This is a genomic window from Sphingomonas sp. (assembly GCF_003248515.1).
In the GTDB taxonomy this organism is placed as follows: domain Bacteria; phylum Pseudomonadota; class Alphaproteobacteria; order Sphingomonadales; family Sphingomonadaceae; genus Sphingomonas_I.
Genome location: NZ_QFOB01000004.1, coordinates 169,576 through 191,921, shown reverse-complemented (window position 1 = coordinate 191,921; position 22,346 = coordinate 169,576). Strand labels below are relative to the sequence as shown.

16 protein-coding genes and 1 tRNA gene are annotated in these 22,346 nt (G+C 65.2%); 9 read left to right on the top strand and 8 right to left on the bottom strand.

Features of this window, described 5'->3' with window-relative positions; genetic code table 11:
- Nucleotides 1-159: 159 nt before the first annotated feature.
- Nucleotides 160-236 (bottom strand) — tRNA-Pro (locus DI605_RS08345).
- A gap of 217 nt (nucleotides 237-453) precedes the next feature.
- On the opposite strand from DI605_RS08345, the gene pnuC reads away from it, so the two are divergent.
- The 3 genes from pnuC to DI605_RS08330 all read left to right on the top strand — a co-directional run bounded on the left by pnuC (nucleotide 454) and on the right by DI605_RS08330 (nucleotide 3,022).
- Nucleotides 454-1,032, top strand: coding sequence for a nicotinamide riboside transporter PnuC (gene pnuC, locus DI605_RS08340; protein ID WP_293971860.1), 579 nt, complete (start codon nucleotides 454-456; stop codon nucleotides 1,030-1,032).
- On the top strand, nucleotides 1,029-1,979 hold the full coding sequence (locus DI605_RS08335) for an AAA family ATPase (RefSeq protein WP_293971857.1): 951 nt from the start codon (nucleotides 1,029-1,031) through the stop codon (nucleotides 1,977-1,979). The genes pnuC and DI605_RS08335 overlap by 4 nt, the downstream gene beginning before the upstream one ends.
- 407 nt (nucleotides 1,980-2,386) lie before the next feature.
- A complete protein-coding gene (locus DI605_RS08330) occupies nucleotides 2,387-3,022 on the top strand; it encodes a PEPxxWA-CTERM sorting domain-containing protein (RefSeq protein WP_293971854.1) in 636 nt (211 codons plus the stop codon).
- 198 nt (nucleotides 3,023-3,220) lie between these two features.
- Here DI605_RS08330 and DI605_RS08325 read toward each other — a convergent pair whose 3' ends face one another.
- Nucleotides 3,221-5,290, bottom strand: a complete 2,070-nt coding sequence (locus tag DI605_RS08325) for an EAL domain-containing protein (RefSeq protein WP_293971851.1) — start codon at nucleotides 5,288-5,290, stop codon at nucleotides 3,221-3,223.
- A gap of 175 nt (nucleotides 5,291-5,465) precedes the next feature.
- Between DI605_RS08325 and lepA the strand changes: the two genes are divergently transcribed.
- Nucleotides 5,466-7,271, top strand: coding sequence for a translation elongation factor 4 (gene lepA / locus DI605_RS08320; RefSeq protein ID WP_293971848.1), 1,806 nt, complete (start codon nucleotides 5,466-5,468; stop codon nucleotides 7,269-7,271).
- Between the two features lie 150 nt (nucleotides 7,272-7,421).
- Here lepA and DI605_RS08315 read toward each other — a convergent pair whose 3' ends face one another.
- From DI605_RS08315 to DI605_RS08300, 4 genes are all read right to left on the bottom strand, one after another.
- Nucleotides 7,422-7,730 carry a hypothetical protein gene (locus tag DI605_RS08315; protein WP_293971845.1) on the bottom strand — a complete coding sequence of 103 codons (309 nt, stop codon included), beginning with the start codon at nucleotides 7,728-7,730 and terminating at the stop codon, nucleotides 7,422-7,424.
- 136 nt (nucleotides 7,731-7,866) lie between these two features.
- Nucleotides 7,867-10,389: a TonB-dependent receptor gene (locus DI605_RS08310; RefSeq protein ID WP_293971842.1), complete on the bottom strand. Its 2,523-nt coding sequence runs from the start codon at nucleotides 10,387-10,389 to the stop codon at nucleotides 7,867-7,869.
- Nucleotides 10,390-10,480: 91 nt separating this feature from the next.
- Entirely contained in the window at nucleotides 10,481-11,680 is a 1,200-nt protein-coding gene (locus DI605_RS08305; RefSeq protein ID WP_293971839.1) for a cell wall hydrolase, read from the bottom strand.
- Nucleotides 11,680-12,612: a histone deacetylase gene (locus DI605_RS08300; RefSeq protein ID WP_293971837.1), complete on the bottom strand. Its 933-nt coding sequence runs from the start codon at nucleotides 12,610-12,612 to the stop codon at nucleotides 11,680-11,682. The genes DI605_RS08305 and DI605_RS08300 overlap by 1 nt, the downstream gene beginning before the upstream one ends.
- Nucleotides 12,613-12,779: 167 nt before the next feature.
- Here DI605_RS08300 and DI605_RS08295 point away from each other — a divergent pair, with 167 nt between their 5' ends.
- From DI605_RS08295 to DI605_RS08280, 4 genes are all read left to right on the top strand, one after another.
- Nucleotides 12,780-15,020 carry an MHYT domain-containing protein gene (locus tag DI605_RS08295; RefSeq protein WP_293971835.1) on the top strand — a complete coding sequence of 747 codons (2,241 nt, stop codon included), beginning with the start codon at nucleotides 12,780-12,782 and terminating at the stop codon, nucleotides 15,018-15,020.
- Nucleotides 15,021-15,112: 92 nt separating this feature from the next.
- Nucleotides 15,113-17,095, top strand: a complete 1,983-nt coding sequence (locus DI605_RS08290) for a TadE/TadG family type IV pilus assembly protein (RefSeq protein ID WP_293971832.1) — start codon at nucleotides 15,113-15,115, stop codon at nucleotides 17,093-17,095.
- Complete coding sequence (locus tag DI605_RS08285; protein WP_293971829.1) at nucleotides 17,095-17,679, top strand: TadE/TadG family type IV pilus assembly protein; 585 nt, start codon at nucleotides 17,095-17,097, stop codon at nucleotides 17,677-17,679. Before DI605_RS08290 ends, DI605_RS08285 begins: the two co-directional genes overlap by 1 nt.
- A 2-nt stretch (nucleotides 17,680-17,681) precedes the next feature.
- Entirely contained in the window at nucleotides 17,682-18,344 is a 663-nt protein-coding gene (locus tag DI605_RS08280; protein WP_293971826.1) for a TadE/TadG family type IV pilus assembly protein, read from the top strand.
- A 24-nt stretch (nucleotides 18,345-18,368) separates the two neighbouring features.
- On the opposite strand, the gene nadB is transcribed toward DI605_RS08280, so the two are convergent.
- Nucleotides 18,369-19,979, bottom strand: a complete 1,611-nt coding sequence (gene nadB / locus DI605_RS08275) for an L-aspartate oxidase (protein WP_293971823.1) — start codon at nucleotides 19,977-19,979, stop codon at nucleotides 18,369-18,371.
- Nucleotides 19,980-20,150: 171 nt separating this feature from the next.
- On the opposite strand from nadB, the gene DI605_RS08270 reads away from it, so the two are divergent.
- A complete protein-coding gene (locus DI605_RS08270; RefSeq protein ID WP_293971821.1) occupies nucleotides 20,151-21,347 on the top strand; it encodes an acyltransferase family protein in 1,197 nt (398 codons plus the stop codon).
- Between the two features lie 71 nt (nucleotides 21,348-21,418).
- On the opposite strand, the gene DI605_RS08265 is transcribed toward DI605_RS08270, so the two are convergent.
- Entirely contained in the window at nucleotides 21,419-22,342 is a 924-nt protein-coding gene (locus DI605_RS08265) for an ABC transporter ATP-binding protein (RefSeq protein ID WP_293971819.1), read from the bottom strand.
- Between the last annotated feature and the right edge of the window lie 4 nt (nucleotides 22,343-22,346).

Here is a 22,346-nt window from a genome sequence, read left to right as displayed (position 1 = left end):
GCCCGCAAATGGAGGCGGACCGGGCGCGATCGAGGCGATGCAAACAGCCGGAGACATGGGGATCCGGAAGCTGGGAAAGGCGCGGAATATCAGCGCAATGAAGCATGAACCTGGACGCAAAATCTGTCTGAATTCAAAGATTTCAGACAGATTTTGCGATGGTCGGGGAGAGAGGATTCGAACCTCCGGCCCCTGCCTCCCGAAGACAGTGCTCTACCAGGCTGAGCTACTCCCCGACGGAGTCCGGAACCCTTTCGTGCCTGTGGGTCAGGCGGGTCCGGCGAGCCAAGTCGCGGCGCTTTAGCGACGGTCTTTCGTGGCGGCAAGGGGGTAGTCGGCCATAAAATGAAGCGGCGCCCGGATGACGTGCTCCGCCGGGGGGATGGGGCTCCCATCGCTGCCGATCCCGCCCGGCTGGCGCGATCCGAAGCGATGCGATAGGCATTGTTCATCGTGAGCCCCTTCGAAGCCGTCGCCGCCGCCCTTGGCGTCATCAACATCGTGCTGCTCATCCGCCGTAACATCTGGAATTACGCCTTCGGGCTGGCGATGGTGGCGCTCTACGCACCGATCTTCTTCGAGCAGCGGCTCTACAGCGATGCGCTGCTCCAGCTCTTCTTCTTCGCGGTACAGCTTTATGGCTGGTGGGAGTGGCGGCGTTCGGCCGGGCGATCGGGCGAGGTGGTGGTCGAGCGGCTGGGCTGGCGCGCGCGCGCCCTGTGGGCGTCGGTCGCCACGGCGGCATGGCTGGCGTGGAGCAGCGGCATGCACCATTTCACGGATGCGGTTAATCCCTATTGGGACGGTGCGGTCGCCGCGATGAGCGTGACCGCCCAGGCCATGCTCGCGCGGCGGCTGATCGAGAACTGGCCTCTCTGGGGGGCGGTCGATGTCGTCGCGATCGCGCTCTACTGGAGCCGGGATCTGCGCGTAACGGCCTTGCTATACGCCTTGTTTTTGTTGATGTCTCTTCTGGGGTGGCGGGCATGGTTGCGCGCCGAGCGTGAAAATGGGGGCGAGACGTCCGCGTGACGCATGGGCTGATCTTCGGCCGGTTCGATCCGCCGCATGCCGGCCACGTCATGCTCGGGCGCGCGGCGACCGAACTGGTCGACCGGCTGACCATCCTGCTGGTGGGGCGGCCGGCCGATATGGTGCCGCTCCCGATCCGGCAGGCATGGCTGACCGAACTTTTTCCAGGCGCCGATATCGTCGCGCGCGAAATCTCGGCCGCGCCACCCCGCGCCGCGAGCTTCGCGGAACTGGTGCGCGCGGCCGTGCCCGGGCCGATCGACGTGATCTATGCGGGAGGCGGCGGGCAATCGGCGATCGCGCCGCTGCTGGGCGCGCGCTTCGTGGAACTGGATCATGGCCAGCGGACCGTGCCCGTTTCCGGTGCTGAAGTGCGCGAGGATCCGCTGGTGGCCTGGCCCTTCCTGCCGGCGCCCGTACGGCCCTATTTTGCGCGCACCATCTGTCTGCACGGGCCGGAGAGCACGGGAAAATCCACGCTCGCCCCCGCGCTCGCCCGCCATTTCGATACGCTCTATCTGCCCGAATATGGCCGCACCTATTGCGAGGCCTTCGGGCTGGCGCTGACGATGGCGGACCTGCTTGCGATCGGCAGGACCCATGCGGCGATGACGCGCTCCACGCTGCGCTTCTGCAACCGGCGCCTGATTCTCGATACCGATCCGTTGATGACGGCAGCCTGGGCCGAAATGCTGTTCGAGCGCAGCGATCCGTGGTTCGAGGCGTTCGACGAGACGGCCAATCTCTACCTGCTGCTCGATATCGATATGCCCTGGGTCGATGATGGCACGCGCTTTTTCGGGGATCCGGAGCGGCGCCGCAAATTCTTCGATTGCTCGCGCGATCAGCTCGATCGGCGCGGTCTGCCCTATGTCATCATATCCGGACCGCCGGAGGAGCGATTCGCCCGCTCCGTCGAGGCCATCGAGGCAGCGGGACTGGCCTGAGCCCGGCCGGCGCGGGATATCGAAGAGCGACTCCGTGGCGCATGACGGGGCCATGGAGCGAGCGCGCGAGCGGGCGCGCCTTTGCAGGCGCGGCGCATTCTGCCGTCCGGGCGCGCAATTGTTCCGAATTGGCCAGCCTGCTCCGCACGAAAGGCGTGTGCAGCCGGCGATCGGATCTTCCAGTGAAGGAAAAATAAGACCGGAAAAGCGCCAGATCTTTTGTTGGAATCAATTTTATTGAAAATCATTAGCAACAAGCAACGAATGTTAAGATGTCCGGTCTTCCCGAAACATTTCAGATCGTTGACTCATCATTATTCATATGAGATTAACGAATCGTAATGCGATTTTATTTGAGAGTATGAAGTCGAAACAGGGTTAATGTTCTTCTCAGGAGGGCAGGGGTCGTGCGTAAGCTTATCATCGCGGCCGCATTATGTTCGGCCATTTCCGTTCAGGCATCCGCCGCCACGGCGCTGTTCAGTCTATCCGCAGGGGGAGCTGCGGCCGGGCTTGGTTCCGGCCCATTTGGAACCGTTTCGGTCACCGAAAGCTGGGGATCCCTGATTTTCTCGCAGACATTGGCATCCGGCTATCGGATCCATGACGGCAACGCCAATCACAACGCCTTCAGCTTCAGCCTCGTCGGCGATCCGGCGATCACGATTTCGGCGCTGACGAGCGGTTTCGCGGTGGTGACGCCCGCCGGCGTCACGGCGCCGCCGTTCGGATCGTTCGATTATGCGATCGATTGCACCACGGCCTGCGGACCCGGCTATGGCGGCGGCTTCGATGGCACGCTCAGCTTTACGGTCACGGCCAATTCGGGCCTCCTCTCGCTGGCCTCGCTGGATTTCAACACGGTTTCGGGCGCGAATATCTATTTCACCACGGATCTCGTGAACGGCGCGGGCAGCACGGGCAATATCGGCGCGACCGCCATCGCCCTGCCGGAACCGGCAAGCTGGGCGATGTTCATTATCGGCTTCGGGCTCGTGGGGAGCTCGATCCGTCGGCGGAAGGCAGCGATCCGCTTCGCCTGACGATCGACGGCATCTCGATATTCGGGGTTCTTTCGGGATTCGTCCGCGCAGCAGGGCGGTCCCCAGGCAGCCCCGGATATCGAATGTCGCCACGTCATGGCGCCGCCCGCGATCCGGTGGCGCTGGATCTGGCGCTTTCGCATCTGCTTTGCCCTGATTTCCGGGCCGCAGGATGATTCCACCGGCCTCGAAAGCGCGCTAGCCCGCCGCCTTCGTTCCGTTCGCCTGGCCCGTCACGGCTGCGAAGTTGAACGAGCGAAGCAGCGAGAGGCCGGCGCGCCCGTCATTCGACCATTGGACGCGCGCGGGCGTCCAGTCCCCGGCCATCAGCTCGATCTGGAGCGTGGCGCCGGGCAGCAAGCCCGCCGGCCCGAGCTGATCGATCATCGCACCGGCGACGGAGATGTCGCGCAGGCGCGCACTCGTCCGCTTGCCATTCTGCTCGATCATCACGGAGCGCAGCATGCGCACGCGCGGCGGCCGGCTGTGACGAACCCCGCTTGGCACCAGGGTGGTGGAATTGGCCAGCCTGTCCATCACCGCATCGTGCGTCATCGGCATGCCGTACACGAAGCCCTGTATGTGCGAGCAGCCGAGCGAACGGATCAGCTCGATCTCGTCATGGGCCTCCACGCCCTCGGCGGTGGTTTCCAGCTCCAGCGCTTCGGCCAGGCCGACGATCGCGCGGATGATCGCGCCGTTGCGGCTCCCGGCGATGCAGGCGCCCCGCACGAAGCTCTGGTCGATCTTGATCTTGTCGAAGGGGGCCGTCTGGAGATAGCCGAGCGATGAATAGCTCGTGCCGAAATCGTCAAGGGCGAAGCGGATGCCGAGCCGCTTCAGCGCCTTGAACGTGGCCTGGATCGTATCCGATCCCTCCATGAACACGCTCTCGGTGATTTCCAGTTCCAGCCGGCGCGCCTCCAGCCCGGATACCGCGAGCGCATTGGCCACCACCGCCGGCCAGCCGGGTTTCGCGAACTGGACGGGCGAGACGTTCACGGCCAGACGGACGGGCCGGGGCCATGCCACCGCCTCGCGCGCGGCCGTGCGCAGCACCCATTCGCCGATCTGCTCGATCAGGCCCGATTCCTCGGCCACCGGGATGAAATCGGCGGGTGAGACGGGGCCTCGTTTCGGATGCTGCCAGCGCAGCAGCGCCTCGAATCCCGTGACTTCGCCGGAGAGGGTGCTGACGATCGGTTGATAGACGAGCCGCAACTGCTCATGGCGGAGCGCGTCGCGCAGATCGTCTTCCATTTCCTTGCGCCGGCGGGCCTGGGCCAGCAGATCCGCCTTGAAGAAATGGAATACGCCGCGTCCGGCGCCCTTGGCGGCATAGAGCGCCAGATCGGCGTTACGCACCAGCGTTTCGGGATCATCGCCATCGTCCGGCGCCAGCGCGATGCCGATCGAGGATCCGATCGAGATCCACGCATCCTTGATCGAATAGGGCCGCGCCAGCGATGCGATGATGGATTTCGCCCAGACGGCCAGTTCCTCGCGATCATGATCGCCCACGATCACGATCTGGAATTCGTCGCCGCCCAGCCGGCCGACGAGGGCGCTCGGCATATTTTCCGCAGCCGCCTGCAGGCGTCGCGCGACCTGCACCAGCAACTGATCGCCCACCTGATGGCCGAGCGTGTCGTTCACGGCCTTGAAGCGATCGAGATCGAGCTGGAAGAGGGCGGTGCGGCGCCCCCCGCCGGATCGCCGCGCCAGTGCCTGATCCAGCCCGTGCTGGAGCCGCGCGCGATTGGCGAGGCCGGTCAGCGTATCATAAAGGGCGAGGCGCGTGATCTCGGCCTCGGTACGCTGGCGTGCCGTGAGATCCGATCCCGTTCCGACGAAGCCCATGAAGCGGCCGTTGCGATCGAGCGCGGGGCGGCCGGAAATGGACCAGACCCGGCCCGGCACGGCGCCAGCGACGATCTCCAGATCGCTGAAGCTGCTATGCGCCTGGAGCAGGAAGCCCAGCGTGCGCTCCGTGCCCATGCCGCTGCCGCTCGTCTGGAACAGGCCCTTCAGCGATTCGCCGAGCACGGCTCCCTCGCCGCCGAAAAAATCTGCGATCTTGGCGGAAAGATAGGTGATGTGGCCGGCACGGTCGGTTTCCCAGAACCAGCCATTGCCCTGATCCTCGATCGCCTGGACGAGGCGCAGGGCACGCTGCGATCCGTCCTGATCCTCGGCGCGCCGCCCCGAATTGCGTTCGAGGCTGCGATAACGGGTGATCCGATCGAGCACGGTCGGGGAACGGTTCAACGAAACACCTTGAATATGGCGCCATCGGGATGTCGTGGCGGGCGAAACCGCCGACGCGCCCGCTTTGCCAGATTCGCCCTAGCGATCCGTTAAGAGGCCGATACGAAACGGAGGTGGGCGGCGTGCGCGCAAGGGGCGCTTCCACGCCGGGCGATCTGGCTCTATGCGCTCGCGCATGACGCCTCTCGACAAGATCCGCAATTTTTCGATCATCGCCCATATCGATCATGGCAAGTCCACGCTTGCCGATCGCCTGATCCAGCGCACGGGCGGCCTTTCGGATCGCGAGATGAGCGCCCAGGTGCTCGACAATATGGATATCGAGAAGGAGCGCGGCATCACGATCAAGGCGCAGACGGTGCGCCTCGACTGGAAGGGCCATGTGCTCAACCTGATGGACACGCCGGGCCATGTCGACTTCGCGTACGAAGTCTCGCGCAGCCTGGCCGCCTGCGAGGGCGCGCTGCTGGTGGTGGATGCCGCGCAGGGCGTGGAGGCGCAGACGCTCGCCAACGTCTATCAGTCGATCGAGCATGATCATGAGATCGTGCCCGTCATCAACAAGATCGATCTGCCCGCCGCCGAGCCCGAGAAGGTGCGGCAGGAGATTGAGGATGTGATCGGGCTGGATGCCTCCCACGCGATCCTCGCCTCGGCCAAATCGGGCATCGGCATTGATGAGATACTCGACGCGATCGTCGAGCGCATTCCCGCGCCGAAGGGCGACGCGACGGCGCCGTTGAAGGCGATGCTCGTCGATAGCTGGTATGATCCGTATCTGGGCGTCGTCATCCTCGTGCGCGTGATGGCCGGCGTGCTGAAGAAGGGGCAGGAAATCGCCTTCATGGCGGGCGGGACGCGCCATCTCGTCGATCGGGTCGGCTGCTTCCGCCCGAAGATCGAGACGCTGGCGGAGCTGGGGCCGGGCGAGATCGGCTTCATCACCGCGCAGATCAAGGAAATCACCGAGACGCGCGTGGGCGACACGATCACCGACGCCAAGAAGCCCGCGACGGATCCTCTGCCGGGCTTCAAGGAAGTGCAGCCAGTGGTGTTCTGCGGCCTCTTCCCGACCGATGCCAACGATTTCGAGAAATTGCGCGAGAGCATCTCGAAACTGCGCCTGAACGACGCGAGCTTCTCGTTCGAGATGGAGACGTCAGCGGCGCTGGGTTTCGGCTTTCGCTGCGGCTTCCTCGGCCTTTTGCACCTGGAGATCATCCAGGAGCGCCTGATGCGCGAATATGATCTCGATCTGATCACGACCGCGCCGTCGGTCGTCTATCACCTGCACCTCACGCACACGAAGAATGAGGATGCCAAGACGATCGAGCTGCACAACCCGGCCGACATGCCCGATCCCAACCGGATCGAGACGATCGAGGAGCCGTGGATCGAGGCCACCATCTATTGCCCGGACGAATATCTGGGATCGCTCCTGAAGCTGTGTCAGGACCGGCGCGGCATCCAGAAGAATTTGACCTACGTGGGCGGGCGCGCGCAGCTGGTCTATGAACTGCCGCTCAACGAGGTGGTTTTCGATTTCTACGATCGGCTGAAATCGATCTCGCGCGGCTATGCGAGCTTCGACTATCACCAGATCGGCTATCGCGAGGGTGATCTCGTGAAGATGTCGATCCTCGTCAACGAGGAGCCGGTCGACGCGCTCAGCATGATCGTCCACCGCTCGGGCGCGGAAAGCCGGGGCCGGGGCATGTGCGAGCGGCTGAAGGATCTGATCCCGCGCCACCTGTTCAAGATTCCGATCCAGGCGGCGATCGGCGGCAAGGTGATCGCGCGCGAAACGATCGCGGCGATGCGCAAGGATGTGACCGCCAAATGCTATGGCGGTGATGCGAGCCGCAAGCGCAAGCTTCTGGACAAGCAGAAGGAAGGCAAGAAGCGGATGCGGGAATATGGCAGCGTCCAGATCCCGCAGGAGGCCTTCATCGCCGCGCTGCGCATGGGCGACGAGGGATAGAGAGGCGGGAGGGCGTCATTTCCGGATGACGCGGTCCCACGTTCAGGTCCTGATACCGGCACGCGCTGGCATCTCTTTTTCCCCGAGACGCCGGCGCGCCGATCACGATAGCCATTGACCCCGGCTTTCGCCGGGGTGCGGGGGCATATCTCAGCGTGACGCGTTCTGGAGGTCGTGGCCGGCGTTCGTGAGCGCCTGGCCGGTGGCGGAGGCTGCGCGATCGACGGCGTTGCCCGCCTTGTCCACGCCATTCTCGATCGCATTGCCGGCATCGTTCAGCACGGGCCTGGCGCTATCGCCGACATGGTCCAGCGCGGCTCCGGCATTGTCGAAGGCGGCTTCGGTGTCGTTGGCGGCGCTGTTCAGCGCGGCGTCCGTCGAGGACTCGGTCTTCTGGCTGCAGGCGGAAAGGCCGAGCAGACCGGCGGCGGCCACGAATCCGAGCATCTTGATACGCATGTTTCTCTCCCGTCTGGTCGCTTCCGAACGAAGCGGGGCCGGGGAGGTTGCACGCCGCGCAATCCGCGCCGGGCATGAAAAAACCGCCGGAGCCACCCGCCTTGAAAGCGAGCGACCCCGGCGGCCAGTTCGGGGGTTAGAAGGTGACGGTGCCTTCGACGCCGAAGGTGCGCGGCATGTTGAAGTTACCGTAGTCGCCCAGAACGTTGCCGATGCTGCCGGTCGTGGCGCTCGTCGTCGGCGCGCCGGGCAGGCTGTTCGACGGATCGCGACGATAGACATAATCCTTGTCGAACAGGTTGCGAGCCCACAGCGAGACGGTGAGCTTCTGACCGCCGTCACCCATCGCAATGTCCGTCAGCGCGATGCGACCGTTGAAGATCGTCGAGGCATCGGCCTTCGTGGCGAACTGGTCGAACGCCTGGGTGGCCTGCGCATAATTGCCGTCCAGGTGGAAGCGCAGCTTCGTGCCGGCGCCGCCGATCGGCAGATCATAGTCGATCGCCCCGTTCGCGGCGTTGCGTGGCGTGAACACGATATAGAATTGCTGGTTCACGACCGTGGTGGCGCCGCCGGTCGTCACCGTGATCGGGACGAGCGGGATCTTCGTGTAGGTATAGGCATAGCCGGCGCTGAGCGTGAGGCCGGTGACGGGCTTCACCGTCAGATCCACCTCGACGCCCCGGATCTTGGTCTTGCCCGGCGCATTGATCGTGACGAGATTGTTGAAGCTGCTCGATCCCAGGAACTGGATGTTGCTGATGTCGACCTGGCTGTCCTTGCGATCCATGATGTAGGCCGCGATGTTCAGGCGCGCCTTGCGATCGAAGAAGTCGGTCTTGGCGCCGATTTCGTAGGACTTCACGTCTTCCGGATCGAAGGCCTGATAGTTGATGGTGCGCGAGCTGGCGCCGCCGGCGCGATAGCCGGTCGCGTACTTGGCGTAGAGGTGGATGTTGTCGGAGGCGTCGAACGCTACCGTCGCCATCGGATTGAAGCGGTTCCAGCTTTCGTCCAGCGGCTTGTAGCCGGCGGCGGCCGCCGCCGTCGGGTTGAGCGCGTAGGTGGTGCCGCGCGAGATGAGAAGCTCGCCCTTCTTCTTGTCGTTGGTGTAGCGGCCGCCGACCGTGACATGCAGCTGATCGGTGGCATTGTAGGTGACCTGACCGTAGGCCGCATAGCTCTTGGTGTTCACGGCCGAGGCGCGATCGATGCTGCGGCAGCCGAGCTGCGAACCGAAGCCACCCGAACCACGGCAGCTATCGAGGATCAGATACTGGGCGACGCCGTTGACGAGAGCGACGCCATTCGAATTCGGCGTGGCGGCGTCATCCGTGACGTGCTCGTTGAAGTAGAACAGGCCCGCAACATAATCGAACTTGCCGACCGAGCCGACGGCCTGGAGTTCCTGGCTGAACTGGTCCTGATGCAGCGAGGCGAGGCTGTAGCGGCTGAAGGCGCAGGGCGAGGCCACGGTGCAGGAGGTGGTGAGGTTCACCACAGGCGGGCGATGCGCGCCGCCGGAATTGTCCCACTGGGTCACGTCCACGCCGCGCCATGCGGTGATCGAGCGCAGCTCGATCCAGTCGGCGGCCTTCCACTTCAGATTGTTGGTGAAGCCGTGTGTCTTGTCGACGCTGGGCTGCTGCGGCACGCCGATGTCGGCGGTGCGCATGCGCTTGTTGCCCTCCACCACGACGCCAGGAAGCGTCGGGCGGACGGTGCCCGTCAGCGTGGTGTAGGCAGTGCCGGGCAGGTAACAGGCGGCCGCGGCGGACTGGGCACCGGCGACGCAGCCGTTCGGATTGTAGTTCAGCAGCTGGCTGTAGAACGGGCTGTTCTTGTCCTTGGCGTAATCGACCGAGAAATCGTCGATGATGTCCAGTTCGGCCGGCTTCCAGCGGACGGCGGCGCGGCCGCCGACGCGATCATAATATCCCCAGCCGGTCTGCCCCGCGAGCGGGTTCTTGGTAACCGGGCCCTGATACTGCTTGATGGCGTCCACCTTCAGCGCGAAATCGTGGAAGGCGGGCAGATCGATGTGCAGATCGCCATTATAGGCGCCGAGATTGCCGATGCCGGCCGTGACGCGGCCGCCGAACTCGCCGGTCGGGGCCTTCGAAACGATGCTGAGCGCGCCGCCTTCGGTGTTGCGGCCGAAGAGCGTGCCCTGCGGACCCTTGAGGACCTCGATCCGCTCCAGATCGAACAGGCCGGCGTTCAGGCCATGCTGGCGGCCGAGATAGACGCCGTCGATATAGATGCCGACGCCCTGTTCGCGGGCGGGCTGGTTGGCGTCGAGCGGCACGATGCCGCGGATGCCGATCGTGAGCGCCGACTGGCGCGCCTCGAAGGTGGCGACGCGGAGAGAGGGAACGCTGCCATCGGCCATGTCGTACAGGCTCTGGATGTGGCGGTCCTCGATCGCCGCTGCGTTCACCACGCTGATCGAGATCGGGGTCTGCTGGAGATTCGTCTCGCGCTTGGTGGCGGTGACGATGATCTCGCCCAGCGCGCCATCGGAGCCAGCGGCCTGATCGTCGGCCGCTGCCGGCGCATCGGCCGCTGCGGCGCCGGCGCCTGCCGCTACTCCCGGCGTCGCCAGAAGGATCGCACCACCCAGCATGAGTCCCGAGCGAATGCCCGCGCCAAATCGCATTTTGAAAGCCCCTTGGTTTCGTGATTGTGGGGGCGCCTTAGGGGTGGGCGATGACGCTTATGTGACATTCGCCATTACGTATCGTTCGTATTCAGCTTCCGGTTCCGGGGAGGCACTGGCCCGTCACAGGGCGGTGGAAGCGACGGCAATCCCATTGCGGAAAAGCCGCGTCGAGGATGCTGCTGCGGCGGTACATGAAGGCGAGCGAACGCAGCGTGACAGGCAGGATCGGAAAGACGCGCGGCACCTGATTCGGCTCCGTCCAGCCCATCACCATGCAATCCGGCCGGCCGTTGCAAATGGTGAAGCCGACGATGGCGTAGCTGCCGGGCGATGCCGAGGGATCGAGCTGGAGCACGAACTGGCCGGCTTCCTCATCCTTGAGCCGCACGATCGCTCCCTTCAGCGCCGATTCGGGAACGCCCGCGATCGAAAGCGTCTGGAGCGGGATCTGCTTCGCCTGCTCCTCCAGCGGCGCGAATCCGTAGGCCTCCGCGTCGAGGCCGGCAAAGGCCGCCACGCGCGCATCCACCACTTCTCCCCCCGATCGGGCGGGGCGGAAGCTGGCCGCGAGGCCCCAGCGGCCCGGCCAGCGATAGAAGATATGCGGCGTGACCTGCGCGATCTTGGCGAGGCTCGATCCCCAATAAGGCACGACATAATCGGCGTGATAGTGGGTCGCCGTGCCGACCGCGCCGACGACATGGCCGCCGAGCGCGCGTTCCGCGATGAAGCGGGCGCGCTCCCAGGCGGCGGGGGAGGGCGTGCGGGCGAGCGCGCCATCGCAGGTGAAGGTGAACTGGCAACCGGTGCGCCGCTCCGATCCCTGAAAGACGACGCCACACACCGTCTTCGGGAAGGCCGGGTGGCGGAGCCGGTTGAGCACGACCTGCGCGACGGCGGCCTCGCCCTTCGGCTCGTCGCCCGCTTCATAGAGAATGGCGGCGGCGAGGCAGGCGGCCGCCCGCGCGCGATCCGGCGCGGCACCGGAATAACGGAAAGGGGGAGCGGGCACGACCCGGCCCGGCGCGAACGGGACGGATGCGTTGAAGGCGCGCGCCTGATCCGCCGTCATCTCGGCGAATTCCAGCGGCTCCACGGGGGGCGGGGTGCGTCCGCGCGGGGGTTTCTCGCGGCCGGGAAGATGGGCGACGTAGCGCCGGCTCACGCCCCGATCGCCATCCAGCCTGCCCGCGACCAGCAGGACGCAGAGGGAAATGATCGCCACGAGGATGGCGAGACCGATGAGGACGAAGCAGCCGGCCGCCCTCTTGCCCGAAGACAGGGGCATCAGGCCTGCTCCGCGCGCGACGCCATCGCGGCGGCTTTGGCCAGCGCGATCATGGCGGCGGCATGGCGCCCCGCAATTTCATGCATGTCCGCGCCGTAGCCGCCGCCGAGCGTGGAGGCGAGGGGCAGGCCCCGCCGCGTCGCCGCCGCCATCACCAGCCTGTCGCGCGCCAGAAGGCCTTCGCCCGACAGGCCGAGGCGCCCGAGCCGATCGTCGCGATGCGGATCGACCCCCGCCTGATAAAGGATCAGATCAGGCGCGAAATCGTCGAGCACGGGCGTGAGCGTGCGACCCAATATCTCCAGATAGGCATCGTCGCCGAGCCCGTCCGCCAGCGGCACGTCCAGCGACGAGCGCGCCTTGCGCACCGGAAAGTTGCGCTCGGCATGGAGCGACAGGGTGAAGATCTCGTCACGCCCGGCCGTGAGCACCGCCGTTCCGTCGCCCTGGTGCACGTCGAGATCGAGGATCAGGATGCGTTCGGCATCGCCCTCGGCGATCAGCCGGTTGGCGGTGATGGCGAGATCGTTGAGCACGCAATAGCCGGCGCCGGTATCGGGAAGGGCATGGTGGCTGCCTCCGGCGCAGTTCGCGGCATAGCCATGCACCAGAGCGAGCCGCGCGGCGAGGAAGGTGCCGCCCACCGTGAGGCGGGAGCGGCGCGCGATGGCAGGCGTGATCGGATAGCCGATCCGGCGTTCCTTCTCGGGCGGCACGCGCGCGCAGAGCACCTGATCGACATAATCGGGATCGTGCACCGCCGATATCCATTCGGCCGGCATCGGCTCCGGCTCGTGCAGCGTGAGCGCAATCCCGCTCGCGCGCAGGGCCGCCAGGACGGACATATATTTATCCGGCAGGAGCGCGCCGTTCTGGAAGCGCGGCACCACATAGTCCGGATGGTAGCAAAGGTGCAGAATTGTGCGCCTCATGGCTGGATTCGGATGACGCGCGACCCGCCGGCCGCGCGGGGCTGAACCCGTCCGCCGCCTTATGGTTGCGCCGTCGCCCTGTACAGCGGCGCCGGCATGAGCGAAAACAGGGTGCGATGGGTGGGGCACCGGGCATCATAATCTCCGGATCGCATGATCCGGTTCTCGTGACGATATCGCTTCTGATAGCGGTCGTCGCGTCCCTTGCCGCATTGGATCTGGCGGGGCGCGTGCGCGCCGCCGAGGATGGGGTCCGCAATCTCTGGCTCGGCGCCGCTGCCGTGGCGATGGGCGGCGGCATCTGGGCGATGCACTTCGTGGCGATGCTCGCCTTCGTCATGCCGGGCATGACGATCCGCTACGATATCGGCCTCACCCTGCTCTCCTTGCTGATGGCGATCGCCGCGACCGGGATCGCCTTCGCCCTGCGGGATGCGCGCGCGCGGAGCCGTGGCGGGCTGCTTGTGGCCGGGGCGCTGATGGGCGCGGGCATCGCCACCATGCACTATACCGGCATGGCGGCGATGCGGATGTCCGCCGCCGTGCGCTATGATCCCGCCCTCGTGATCCTTTCCGTCGCGATCGCGATCGGGGCGGCGACGGCGGCCCTGTGGCTGGCGGATCGCCACAGCGCGCTGCGCGAGCGGATCGGCGCGGCGCTGCTGATGGGAGGCGCGATCGCCGGCATGCACTATGTCGGCATGCTTGCCGCCACCTTCGAGGGTGAGAGCGCGATGGCATCCGTCATCAGCCAGCCGGGCGTGGGGCGTCCTGGCCTTGCGCTGTCCGTATCCGCTGCGACCTTCCTGATCCTGTTCCTCGCTCTCGTCGCGGCGATGTTCGACCGGCGCTTTGCCCTGATGGCGGAGCGCGAGGCGAATGCGCTGCGCGAAAGCGAGGAACGGTTCCGGACGCTTTATCACGGCACGCCGCTGCCGCTCCATTCGCTGGATGCGCAGGGCAATCTGGAACGCGTGAGCGACATGTGGCTCCAGCTGATGGGCTATCCGGCCGAGGAGGTGATCGGTCGGCCATTCATCAATTTCATGACCGAGGCGTCCGCCCGCCAGCGGGTGCAGCAGGACTGGCCCGAATTGATGGAATACGGGACGATATCCCCGCGCGAATATCGGATCGTCACCAAGGATGGCCGCTTCCTCGACATCGTCTGCACCGCCCGGGTGCAATATGATGAGGAAGGCCGCTTCCGGCATGTGCTGGGCGGCATCACGGATGTCACGGAACGCAAGCGCGCCGAGGAGGCCCTGCGCCAGGCGCAGAAGATCGAGGCGATCGGCCAGCTGACGGGCGGCGTCGCGCACGATTTCAACAATCTGCTCGCCGTCATCACGGGCAATCTGGAGCTGCTGCAGAAGCGGATTCCCGATGATCCCCGGCTCGCGCGCTATCTTTCCAGCGCCATCGAGGGCGCGCATCGCGGCGCCGCGCTCACCCAGCGCCTGCTGGCCTTCGCGCGCCGGCAGGATCTGCGGCCGGAGCCGGTGGACGTGCCGAAGCTGGTGCGCGGCATGACGGACATGCTTCAGCGCTCGCTGGGGCCGATGATCCGGGTCGAGACCCACTTTCCGTTGCGCCTGCCCAGCGCCCGGGTGGACGCGCATCAGCTGGAAATGGCGGTGCTCAATCTGGCCGTGAACGCGCGTGACGCGATGCCGGATGGCGGCCTGCTCGACATCACGGCTTCGGAAGAGACGTTGTCTGCCCGGGAGAATGGGTTGCCCGCCGGCCAATATGTGAAGCTGACGCTGGCGGATAGCGGGCAGGGCATGGATGCGGAGACGCTGGCGCGCGCCGTCGATCCCTTCTTCACAACCAAAGGGGTCGGCAAGGGCACGGGGCTCGGGCTTTCGATGGTGCAGGGGCTGGCCGCGCAATCCGGCGGGCGGCTGCTGCTCAAGAGCAAGGTGGGGCAGGGAACGGTCGCCTCGCTGTATCTCCCCGTGGCGGGCGAGGCGCCGGCTCTCGCCGCGATGCCGATTGAGGAAGGCGAGATCGCGCCGATCGAGCCCCGCACCATATTGGTGGTGGATGATGATCCGCTGGTGCTGGGCAATACCGTCGCCTTGCTCGAGGATCTCGGCCACCGCATCATGACGGCTTCGTCCGGCGCCGAGGCGCTGGACCGGCTGACCTTCGATGCCGTGCCCGATCTGGTCGTCACCGATCAGTTGATGCCGGGCATGACGGGACTGGAACTCATCAATCGTCTGGCGCTGGAGCGCCCCGATCTGCCGGTGCTGCTGGTCAGCGGCTATGCCGATATGGCGCCGGCCAGCGCCCCCCATGTCCACTTCCTGTCCAAGCCCTTCACGCAACGATCTCTGGCCAAACAGGTGCGCCTCGCGCTGGGTGCAGGCGATGTCATTCCGTTACGCAGGCGTTCCTAAGGTCTGAAAAGAAACGAAAATCCGGATCCTTTTACGTTATGTTAGGCGTTCGTCGTTAATGCCCGCCGCTGGGGCATCAACGGGGCGGCGCCATGCGCGGATATGGAGAGGTTTGGGCGGCGGCACTCGTGCGCCTGCGGCGATCGGCGCGCGGAGCATTGCCGTGGCGCCTGTCGCGCGAGGGGGCGCTGTGGCGCTCGTCGCGCGGGGCGACGATGCCGCTGATCGCGTTCGGCATGCTGCCGATGATCGCCGCCCTCGGCGGATCGGTGGATGTGGGCCGCATCTATATCACGCGCAGCCAGATGCAGGCGGGCGTGAACGCTGCCGCCCTGGCCGCCGCCAACGCGCAGGACAATGCTTCCGAGACGGATGAGAATGGCCGCTACATGCAGGCCCTGCGCTATTATCAGGATAATGTGCCCAACAATTATATGGGCCTGACCAAGCCGGACGGGTTCGTTTCCTATGGCGGCACCGCGACGCTGGCGAAGCCGCTTTTCTCGCTCAACAACGGGATCAGCCGCACCGACGTGACCGCATCCGGGATGATCCCGCTTACATTCATGTCGATCTTCGGGATGCGCACCTACCGGATCGAAGTGGCGGCCCACGCCGAATTCCAGCCGCATCCGCTGGAGGTGATGGTGGTGCTCGACAACACCGGATCGATGAACGACACGATCGACGGCGTCACCAAGATGGCCTCGCTCAAGACGGCGATGCACAGCTTCCTGAACGTCCTTTACCAGGGGGCGGCGACGCAGCCGGATCTCGCGATCGGCATCATCAATTATACGGTGACGACCAATGTCGGCGCGATCCTGAAATCCTACGGCGTCCAGACGCAGAGCATGACCGGCTTCACGGACCGCGAATGGGGCGGCACCGGCAATGACAATCTCGGCTGGAAGGGCTGCGTCTCCGATGACGAGACGGTCAACACGATGAGCACCAACATGGCCGTTTCGGAGCCGGAGGCCTATGACATCTGGCCCGCGCTGCCCGGCGAACGCCCCAAGCCTTCCTCGTCGCACGTCATGCTGCCGATCAGGCCCTATTATTATCCGCCGATGTTCACATCGAGCGACCTGACGGCCGACAAGACCAATCCCGCAGGCAACTATTACAAGGCCAGCGGCAGCGACTTCAACGCCTTCCGCCCGACAGGCGGCGTCCTGCCGTCCACGCTCTACAATCTCGCCATCTACAAGCGATATATCTACCGGCTCTACAAGGGGCTGAACAACGGATCGGCCAATATGGCGGATGACGTGATCGTGGCCGCCAATGGCACGGATTATTATGATCCGACCGCAACCGGCGCCTATGACGACACCACCGGCATTGGCACCGATTTCTACGTCCGCGCCGACAAGATCCCCTATTATTCGGGGACGAACAACGTCTGGAAGGACGCGACTCATTACGACATCACCAAATATAATGTCGCGCAGCCGACGCCCAATTATCAATGCCCGGAGCCGGGCCTCGCGATAACCTATGGCGTCGCCAAGACGGTGTTCGACAATTATGTCGATACCAAGGTGTGGCCGGTCTATCCCGCCAACGGCACGATGCATCATATCGGCTTCCTGTGGGGCTGGCGCCTGCTGAGCCGCTACGATGTCTTCACCCGCACGCCGCCGGCGGGTTCGGGCACGCCGCGCCGGGCGCTGGTGTTCATGACGGACGGGCTTACGGCCTTTTCGGTGGGCAATGGCACGGCTGCCAAGGATATCGACAAGCAGGGCCGCGTCTTCGCCGCCTATGGATCGCCCGTCGACAAGCAGATCGCCACGGGCATCAAGGAATCCGATTATCTGGCGGCGGTGAAGCTGCGCTTCACCAAGGCCTGCTCGATCGCCAATTCGCTGAACCTGCCGGACAGCAACAAGCCGCCGATGATCTTCACGGTCGCGATCAACAAGGGATCGGATCTCGACAGCGACGCCAAGACGCGCCTGCAGAATTGCGGCACATCCGGCTATTGGCTGACGACATCGCCGAGCGAACTGAACAGCGCCTTCCAGCAGATTGCACGCACGCTTACCGACGTGCATCTGGTGCATTGATGCGCGCGCATTTCCGCATGGGCGCCGATGAGCGCGGGGCGACGATCGTCGAATTCGCGCTGATCCTGCCGGTTCTGCTGCTGCTGATCTGCGGGGCGATCGATCTGGGCTTCCTGTATCTCGCGCAGACCACGCTCAACGGCGCGATCATGCAGGGCGCGCAGGTCGCCTCCTCCAGCATGGAGCGGACCGAGGCGCAGCGGCTCGCCTCGCTGCGCGGCGGCATCACCGCCTCGATGGCGAGCTTCTCGGCGGAGACGCCGACCATCGATGCGCACGTCTATCGCAATTTCGGGGAAAGCTTCCCGGAGGACTATACCGATACCAATCATAATGGCGCCTATGATGGCCCGTCCGGCAGCTTTCCGGGCGAGGCCTTCACCGATCGCAACGGCAATGGCCATTGGGATGCGGACGTGCCGGTGGCGAGCGGCGCCACGGTGATGGGCGATGTCGGCGATGTCGTCAGCTATTCGGCCAGCCTGCCTGTGCGGCACCTGTTCGGGTTTCTCGGCTGGGGGCGATCGACCGTGAACCTCAAGGCCTATGCGGTCGTCCGCAACGAAGCGACGAAGACGGAATGAGCATGCGCGCCTCTTTCATCGCCCCCCTGCGCGGGCTGCTCCGCGCCGAGCGGGGCATCGCCATGATGGAATTCGCCATCGGCCTGCCCGTGCTGCTGGGCCTCACGCTCGGCGCGCTGGAATTGTCCAATTACATCATCGCCAGCAATACCGTGCAGCGCCTGGCGACAGCCTCCGCCGACATGCTCTCGCAAACGGGGGTCAACAACATCTCCACCACAGAGGCGCAGATATACGACATGTTCTATGCGCTGGACGTGGCCGCCAAGCCACTCGACATGCGTAGCCGCGGCCGGATCATCCTGACGGTGATCAAGGGCGTCGCGCAGGGCAATGGCACGGTGCAGAACCAGTTTGCCGATGCCGTCTATTCACAGCAGTTCGATGGCGGCTATGTGGGTGCCAATATCCTGCTCGGCTGCCGCACCAGCGTGACGCTGCCCGTCTATAATCGCACCCTGCCGGCCAACGAACTGATGGTGCACGCGCAGGTGAGCTATCAATATGCATCGCTGCTCGGCAGCGCGAACGTGCTCAGCTATTTCAACGTGCCGCCGGTGATCACGCGCACGGCCGTCTTCCGGATGCGCAAGAACATGTTCAACATCACCAACGACAACAGCCATCCCGTGAAGAGCAAGTGCACGAGCGCCACCGGCACGTGAGCGGGCCGGCCCGGCGCCGGCTCGTCACGGCACCAGGATCGTATCCTTGGCCTCCGGCAGCGTATCGGGGTGATCCAGCGTATAGTGCAGGCCCCGGCTCTCCTTCCGGTGGAGCGCCGAGCGGACGATGAGATCCGCCACGTCGACGAGGTTGCGCAACTCGATCAGGTCGGCCGTGACGCGATAATTGCCGTAATAATCGGCCACTTCGTGGCGCAGCATGTCCACGCGATGCTTGGCGCGCTCCAGCCGCTTGGTGGTGCGCACGATGCCGACATAATCCCACATGAAGCGGCGTATCTCGCGCCAGTTATGCTGGACGACGACATCCTCGTCCGCCTCGGAGACGCGGCTTTCGTCCCAGGAGCGGATCGGGGGCGGGGCGGGGAGCTCCTCCCAGCGGGCGAGGATGTCGCGCGCGGCGGCTTCCCCGAAGACGAGGCATTCCAGTAGCGAGTTGCTGGCCAGCCGGTTCGCACCGTGCAGGCCCGATTGCGTGCATTCGCCGGCCGCATAGAGGCCGGGCAGATCGGTGCGCCCATCCAGATCCACGACGATGCCGCCGCACGTATAATGCTGGGCGGGGACGACGGGGATCGGCTCCTTCGTCATATCGATGCCCAGCGTGATGAGGCGCGCATCGATATTGGGGAAATGCTCGCGGATGAACGCGCTCGGCATGTGGCTGATGTCGAGATGCACATAATCGAGGCCGAGCCGCTTGATCTCGTGATCGATCGCGCGGGCCACGATGTCGCGCGGGGCCAGTTCGGCGCGCAGATCGAAATCGGGCATGAAGCGATGCCCGCCATTGGGCACGCCGGGGGGCAGCTTCAGCTGGCCGCCCTCGCCGCGAACTGCCTCCGTGATGAGGAAGTTCTTCACGTCCAGATTCCACAGGCAGGTCGGGTGGAACTGCATGAATTCCATGTTCGAGACACGGCAGCCCGCGCGCCAGGCCATCGCGATCCCGTCTCCCGTCGCGCCCCTCGGCGCGGTGGAATAGAGATAGGCGCGCCCGGCGCCGCCGGTGGCGAGGATCGTGGCGCGCGCGGTGAACAATTCCACGCGCCCCGTCTCGCGATCCAGCGCGTAGACACCCCACACATGGCCCTCGGCCGAATATTTCTCGCCATGGCGGCCTGTCACCAGATCCAGCGCGGCATGATTGGCGACAAGCGTGATGTTGGGATGGGCGGTGGCGGCCGCCTCCAGCGCATGCTGCACGGCGGCGCCCGTCGCATCGTCGACATGCACGATGCGACGATGACTGTGCCCGCCCTCGCGCGTGAGATGCAGCGCGCCATGATCCAGCGTGAAGGGCACGCCGATCTTCGCGAGCCGCTCGATCGCGAGCGGGGCATTCTCCACGACGAATTCCACGGTGCGGCGATCATTCAGGCCGGCGCCCGCGATCATCGTATCCTCGATATGGCTTTCGAACGTGTCGCCTTCCTCCAGCACGGCGGCGATGCCGCCCTGCGCCCAGGCGGTGGAGCCTTCGGAAAGCCCGCCCTTGGCAAGCACGCCCACCTTGAGCCTGTCCGCGAGATTGAGGGCGGCGGTGAGGCCGGCGGCGCCGGAACCGATGATGAGCACATCGAAGTCGTGGGGGAAATCGTGGGGAACGCTCAACCCTGGACCCTTCTTGTCCTTATCGGGAAGCGTGAGGCGCTAGGCCCGTGCGCGCCGGGAGGCAAGCGCGGAAGGCGGGGAACAACCGTCTCGTCGCGCGTTCCTCCCGTCGAGGCGCGGTTTCGTGGCGGATTAAGCGGACGTTCAAGCGCTTGCCACCCGATTGGCGCCATGAACAGTTCAGTGGGCGTGGCGATGGTGACGAACGGACCGGATCGGAGGCAGCATTACTGGGATGTGACGCGCGCATTCCTGATGCTGCTCGGCCTGCCTTATCATGTCGCGATGCTCTATCATCCCGGGGGCTGGATCGTCGCCGTCGATCAGGAATCGACGTGGCTGGGCTGGATCGCCGCCTTCATCCACCTGTTCCGCATGCCGGCCTTCTTCGTCGTCGCGGGTTATTTCGCGGCCCTGCTGCTTGCGCGGCGCCCAGCCGGGGCGTGGATCGGCTCGCGCATCTTCCGGCTGGGCATCCCGCTGCTCACAAGCCTCGTCTTTCTCGTGCCCGTGCTGAACATGCTGGGCGAGCTTTCCGGGCGGGGCGTGCACGCGGCCTTCCAGGAGTGGCGCTACCAGACGGCGACGTCGGGCGGCTATTGGGTGCGCCACCTGTGGTTCCTGATCGTGCTTCTCTATCTCAGCATGCTTTCGGCGGGCGTCGTGGCGCTGTTTCCCGCAGTGGCGCGCTGGCGGCTTGCCGGCGGATGGGATGCGCGCCTCGCACGCTGGTTGCCCGTGGCCCTGCTGGGCATCGGCGCGGCGATCGGGCTGTTCGAGGGCATTGCCATCGAGCTGTTCTACAAGGCGGGTCTCAACACGAACCTGATCCAGGAGATATTGCGGCTCGACGATCTGATCGGTTTTGCGCCCTATTTCCTGTTCGGCGCCTTTCTCCAGCGCAGCCCGCGTCTGACTGAGGCATTCGGGCGGCCATCGCCCACCATGATCGCGGCGACGCTGGGGCTGGTGGCGGCGGGCATCTTCTATGCGGATCGGGCCTGGCCGCCGGTTGGCCGGTTCATCGTCGCGCTGGCGGCGATCGCGCTGACGCAGGTCGTGATCTCGATCGCGCGCGCTCTTTTCGATCGGCCAAGCCGGATCGTGGAACGGCTGGTGGCGGGATCCTTCGTGATCTACCTGTTTCACTTGCCGATCCTGATCGCCATCTATGACGTGGTGAAGCGTGCCGGGCTGGCTCCGGGGATCGGCTTTACCGTCAATCTCGCGCTGACCTTCGCGTTCTCCTGGGGGGTCTGGCGGCTGGTGGAGCGCACGCCGGCGCTGAATCTGCTGTTTAACGGTATCGCCCCCGCGGCGCCGGCGCCGAGGCGGCGTGCGGCCGAACCGGAGAGCCGGGCCTGCTGAAAGCGCCTATCAAGTGGGAAGGCGGTCATGGTCATGCCGAAACTGGTTCGGCATGACGGCGCGCGGAAGGATCAGGCGGCCGGCGCGCGGGTGAGATTCAGGAAGATATCCTCCAGATCCGCCTCGTGGGTGGAAACATCGACCACGCCGAGACCCGCATCCTGCAGCGCTGTCAGCACCTCGCCGGCATTCACCTTATCCTTCGAATAGGTGATCTTGAGCGTGCGCTCGCCCGTAATCTGCGTGCGCTCGAAGCAGGCAGCCTGGGGCAGCTCGGTCAGATCGCGATCCACGATCACGGTGACGGCCTTTTCCTGCGCGAGCTGGAGGAGCTGGCGGGTCGGCTGGTTGGTGACGACGCGGCCGTGATTGATGATCGCGATGCGATCGCACAGCTCCTCCGCCTCCTCCAGATAATGGGTGGTCAGGACGACGGTGGTGCCCTGCTCGTTGAGCTGCTTCACATAGGCCCAGAGCTGCTGGCGAAGCTCGATGTCCACGCCGGCGGTGGGCTCGTCGAGTACGAGCACGGGCGGCGTGTGCACCAGCGCCTTGGCGACGAGCAGACGGCGCTTCATCCCGCCGGAAAGCGTGCGGGCATAGGCATTGGCCTTGTCTTCCAGATGGACCGCGCGGAGCAGCTCCATCGTCCGCCGCTTCTCCTTCGGCACGCCATAGAGGCCGGCATAGATTTCCAGCATCTCGAAGGGCGTGAAGAAGGGATCGAACACCACTTCCTGCGGCACGATGCCGATCGATGCCTTGGCGTTGCGCGGATGGGCATCGATGTCGAAGCCCCAGATGGCGGCGCTGCCCGCCGTCTTGGTGACGAGGCCGGCGAGGATGTTGATCGTCGTCGATTTGCCCGCGCCATTGGGGCCGAGCAGGCCGAAGATGCTGCCGCGCGGCACATCCAGCGTCACATCGGTCAGCGCCTCCTTGCCGCCCTTGTAGGTCTTGCTGAGGCCCTTGATGGAGATCGCCGCGTCGCTCATGATC

Bases quoted from the DNA above. Each gene is read 5' to 3' on its own strand.
- lepA (WP_293971848.1), top strand. From the start codon at position 5,466: ATGACGCCTCTCGACAAGATCCGCAATTTTTCGATCATCGCCCATATC.
- DI605_RS08315 (WP_293971845.1), bottom strand. From the start codon at position 7,730: ATGCGTATCAAGATGCTCGGATTCGTGGCCGCCGCCGGTCTGCTCGGC.
- DI605_RS08310 (WP_293971842.1), bottom strand. From the start codon at position 10,389: ATGCGATTTGGCGCGGGCATTCGCTCGGGACTCATGCTGGGTGGTGCG.
- DI605_RS08305 (WP_293971839.1), bottom strand. From the start codon at position 11,680: ATGCCCCTGTCTTCGGGCAAGAGGGCGGCCGGCTGCTTCGTCCTCATC.
- DI605_RS08300 (WP_293971837.1), bottom strand. From the start codon at position 12,612: ATGAGGCGCACAATTCTGCACCTTTGCTACCATCCGGACTATGTGGTG.
- DI605_RS08290 (WP_293971832.1), top strand. From the start codon at position 15,113: ATGCGCGGATATGGAGAGGTTTGGGCGGCGGCACTCGTGCGCCTGCGG.
- DI605_RS08285 (WP_293971829.1), top strand. From the start codon at position 17,095: ATGCGCGCGCATTTCCGCATGGGCGCCGATGAGCGCGGGGCGACGATC.
- DI605_RS08280 (WP_293971826.1), top strand. From the start codon at position 17,682: ATGCGCGCCTCTTTCATCGCCCCCCTGCGCGGGCTGCTCCGCGCCGAG.
- DI605_RS08270 (WP_293971821.1), top strand. From the start codon at position 20,151: ATGAACAGTTCAGTGGGCGTGGCGATGGTGACGAACGGACCGGATCGG.
- DI605_RS08265 (WP_293971819.1), bottom strand. From the start codon at position 22,342: ATGAGCGACGCGGCGATCTCCATCAAGGGCCTCAGCAAGACCTACAAG.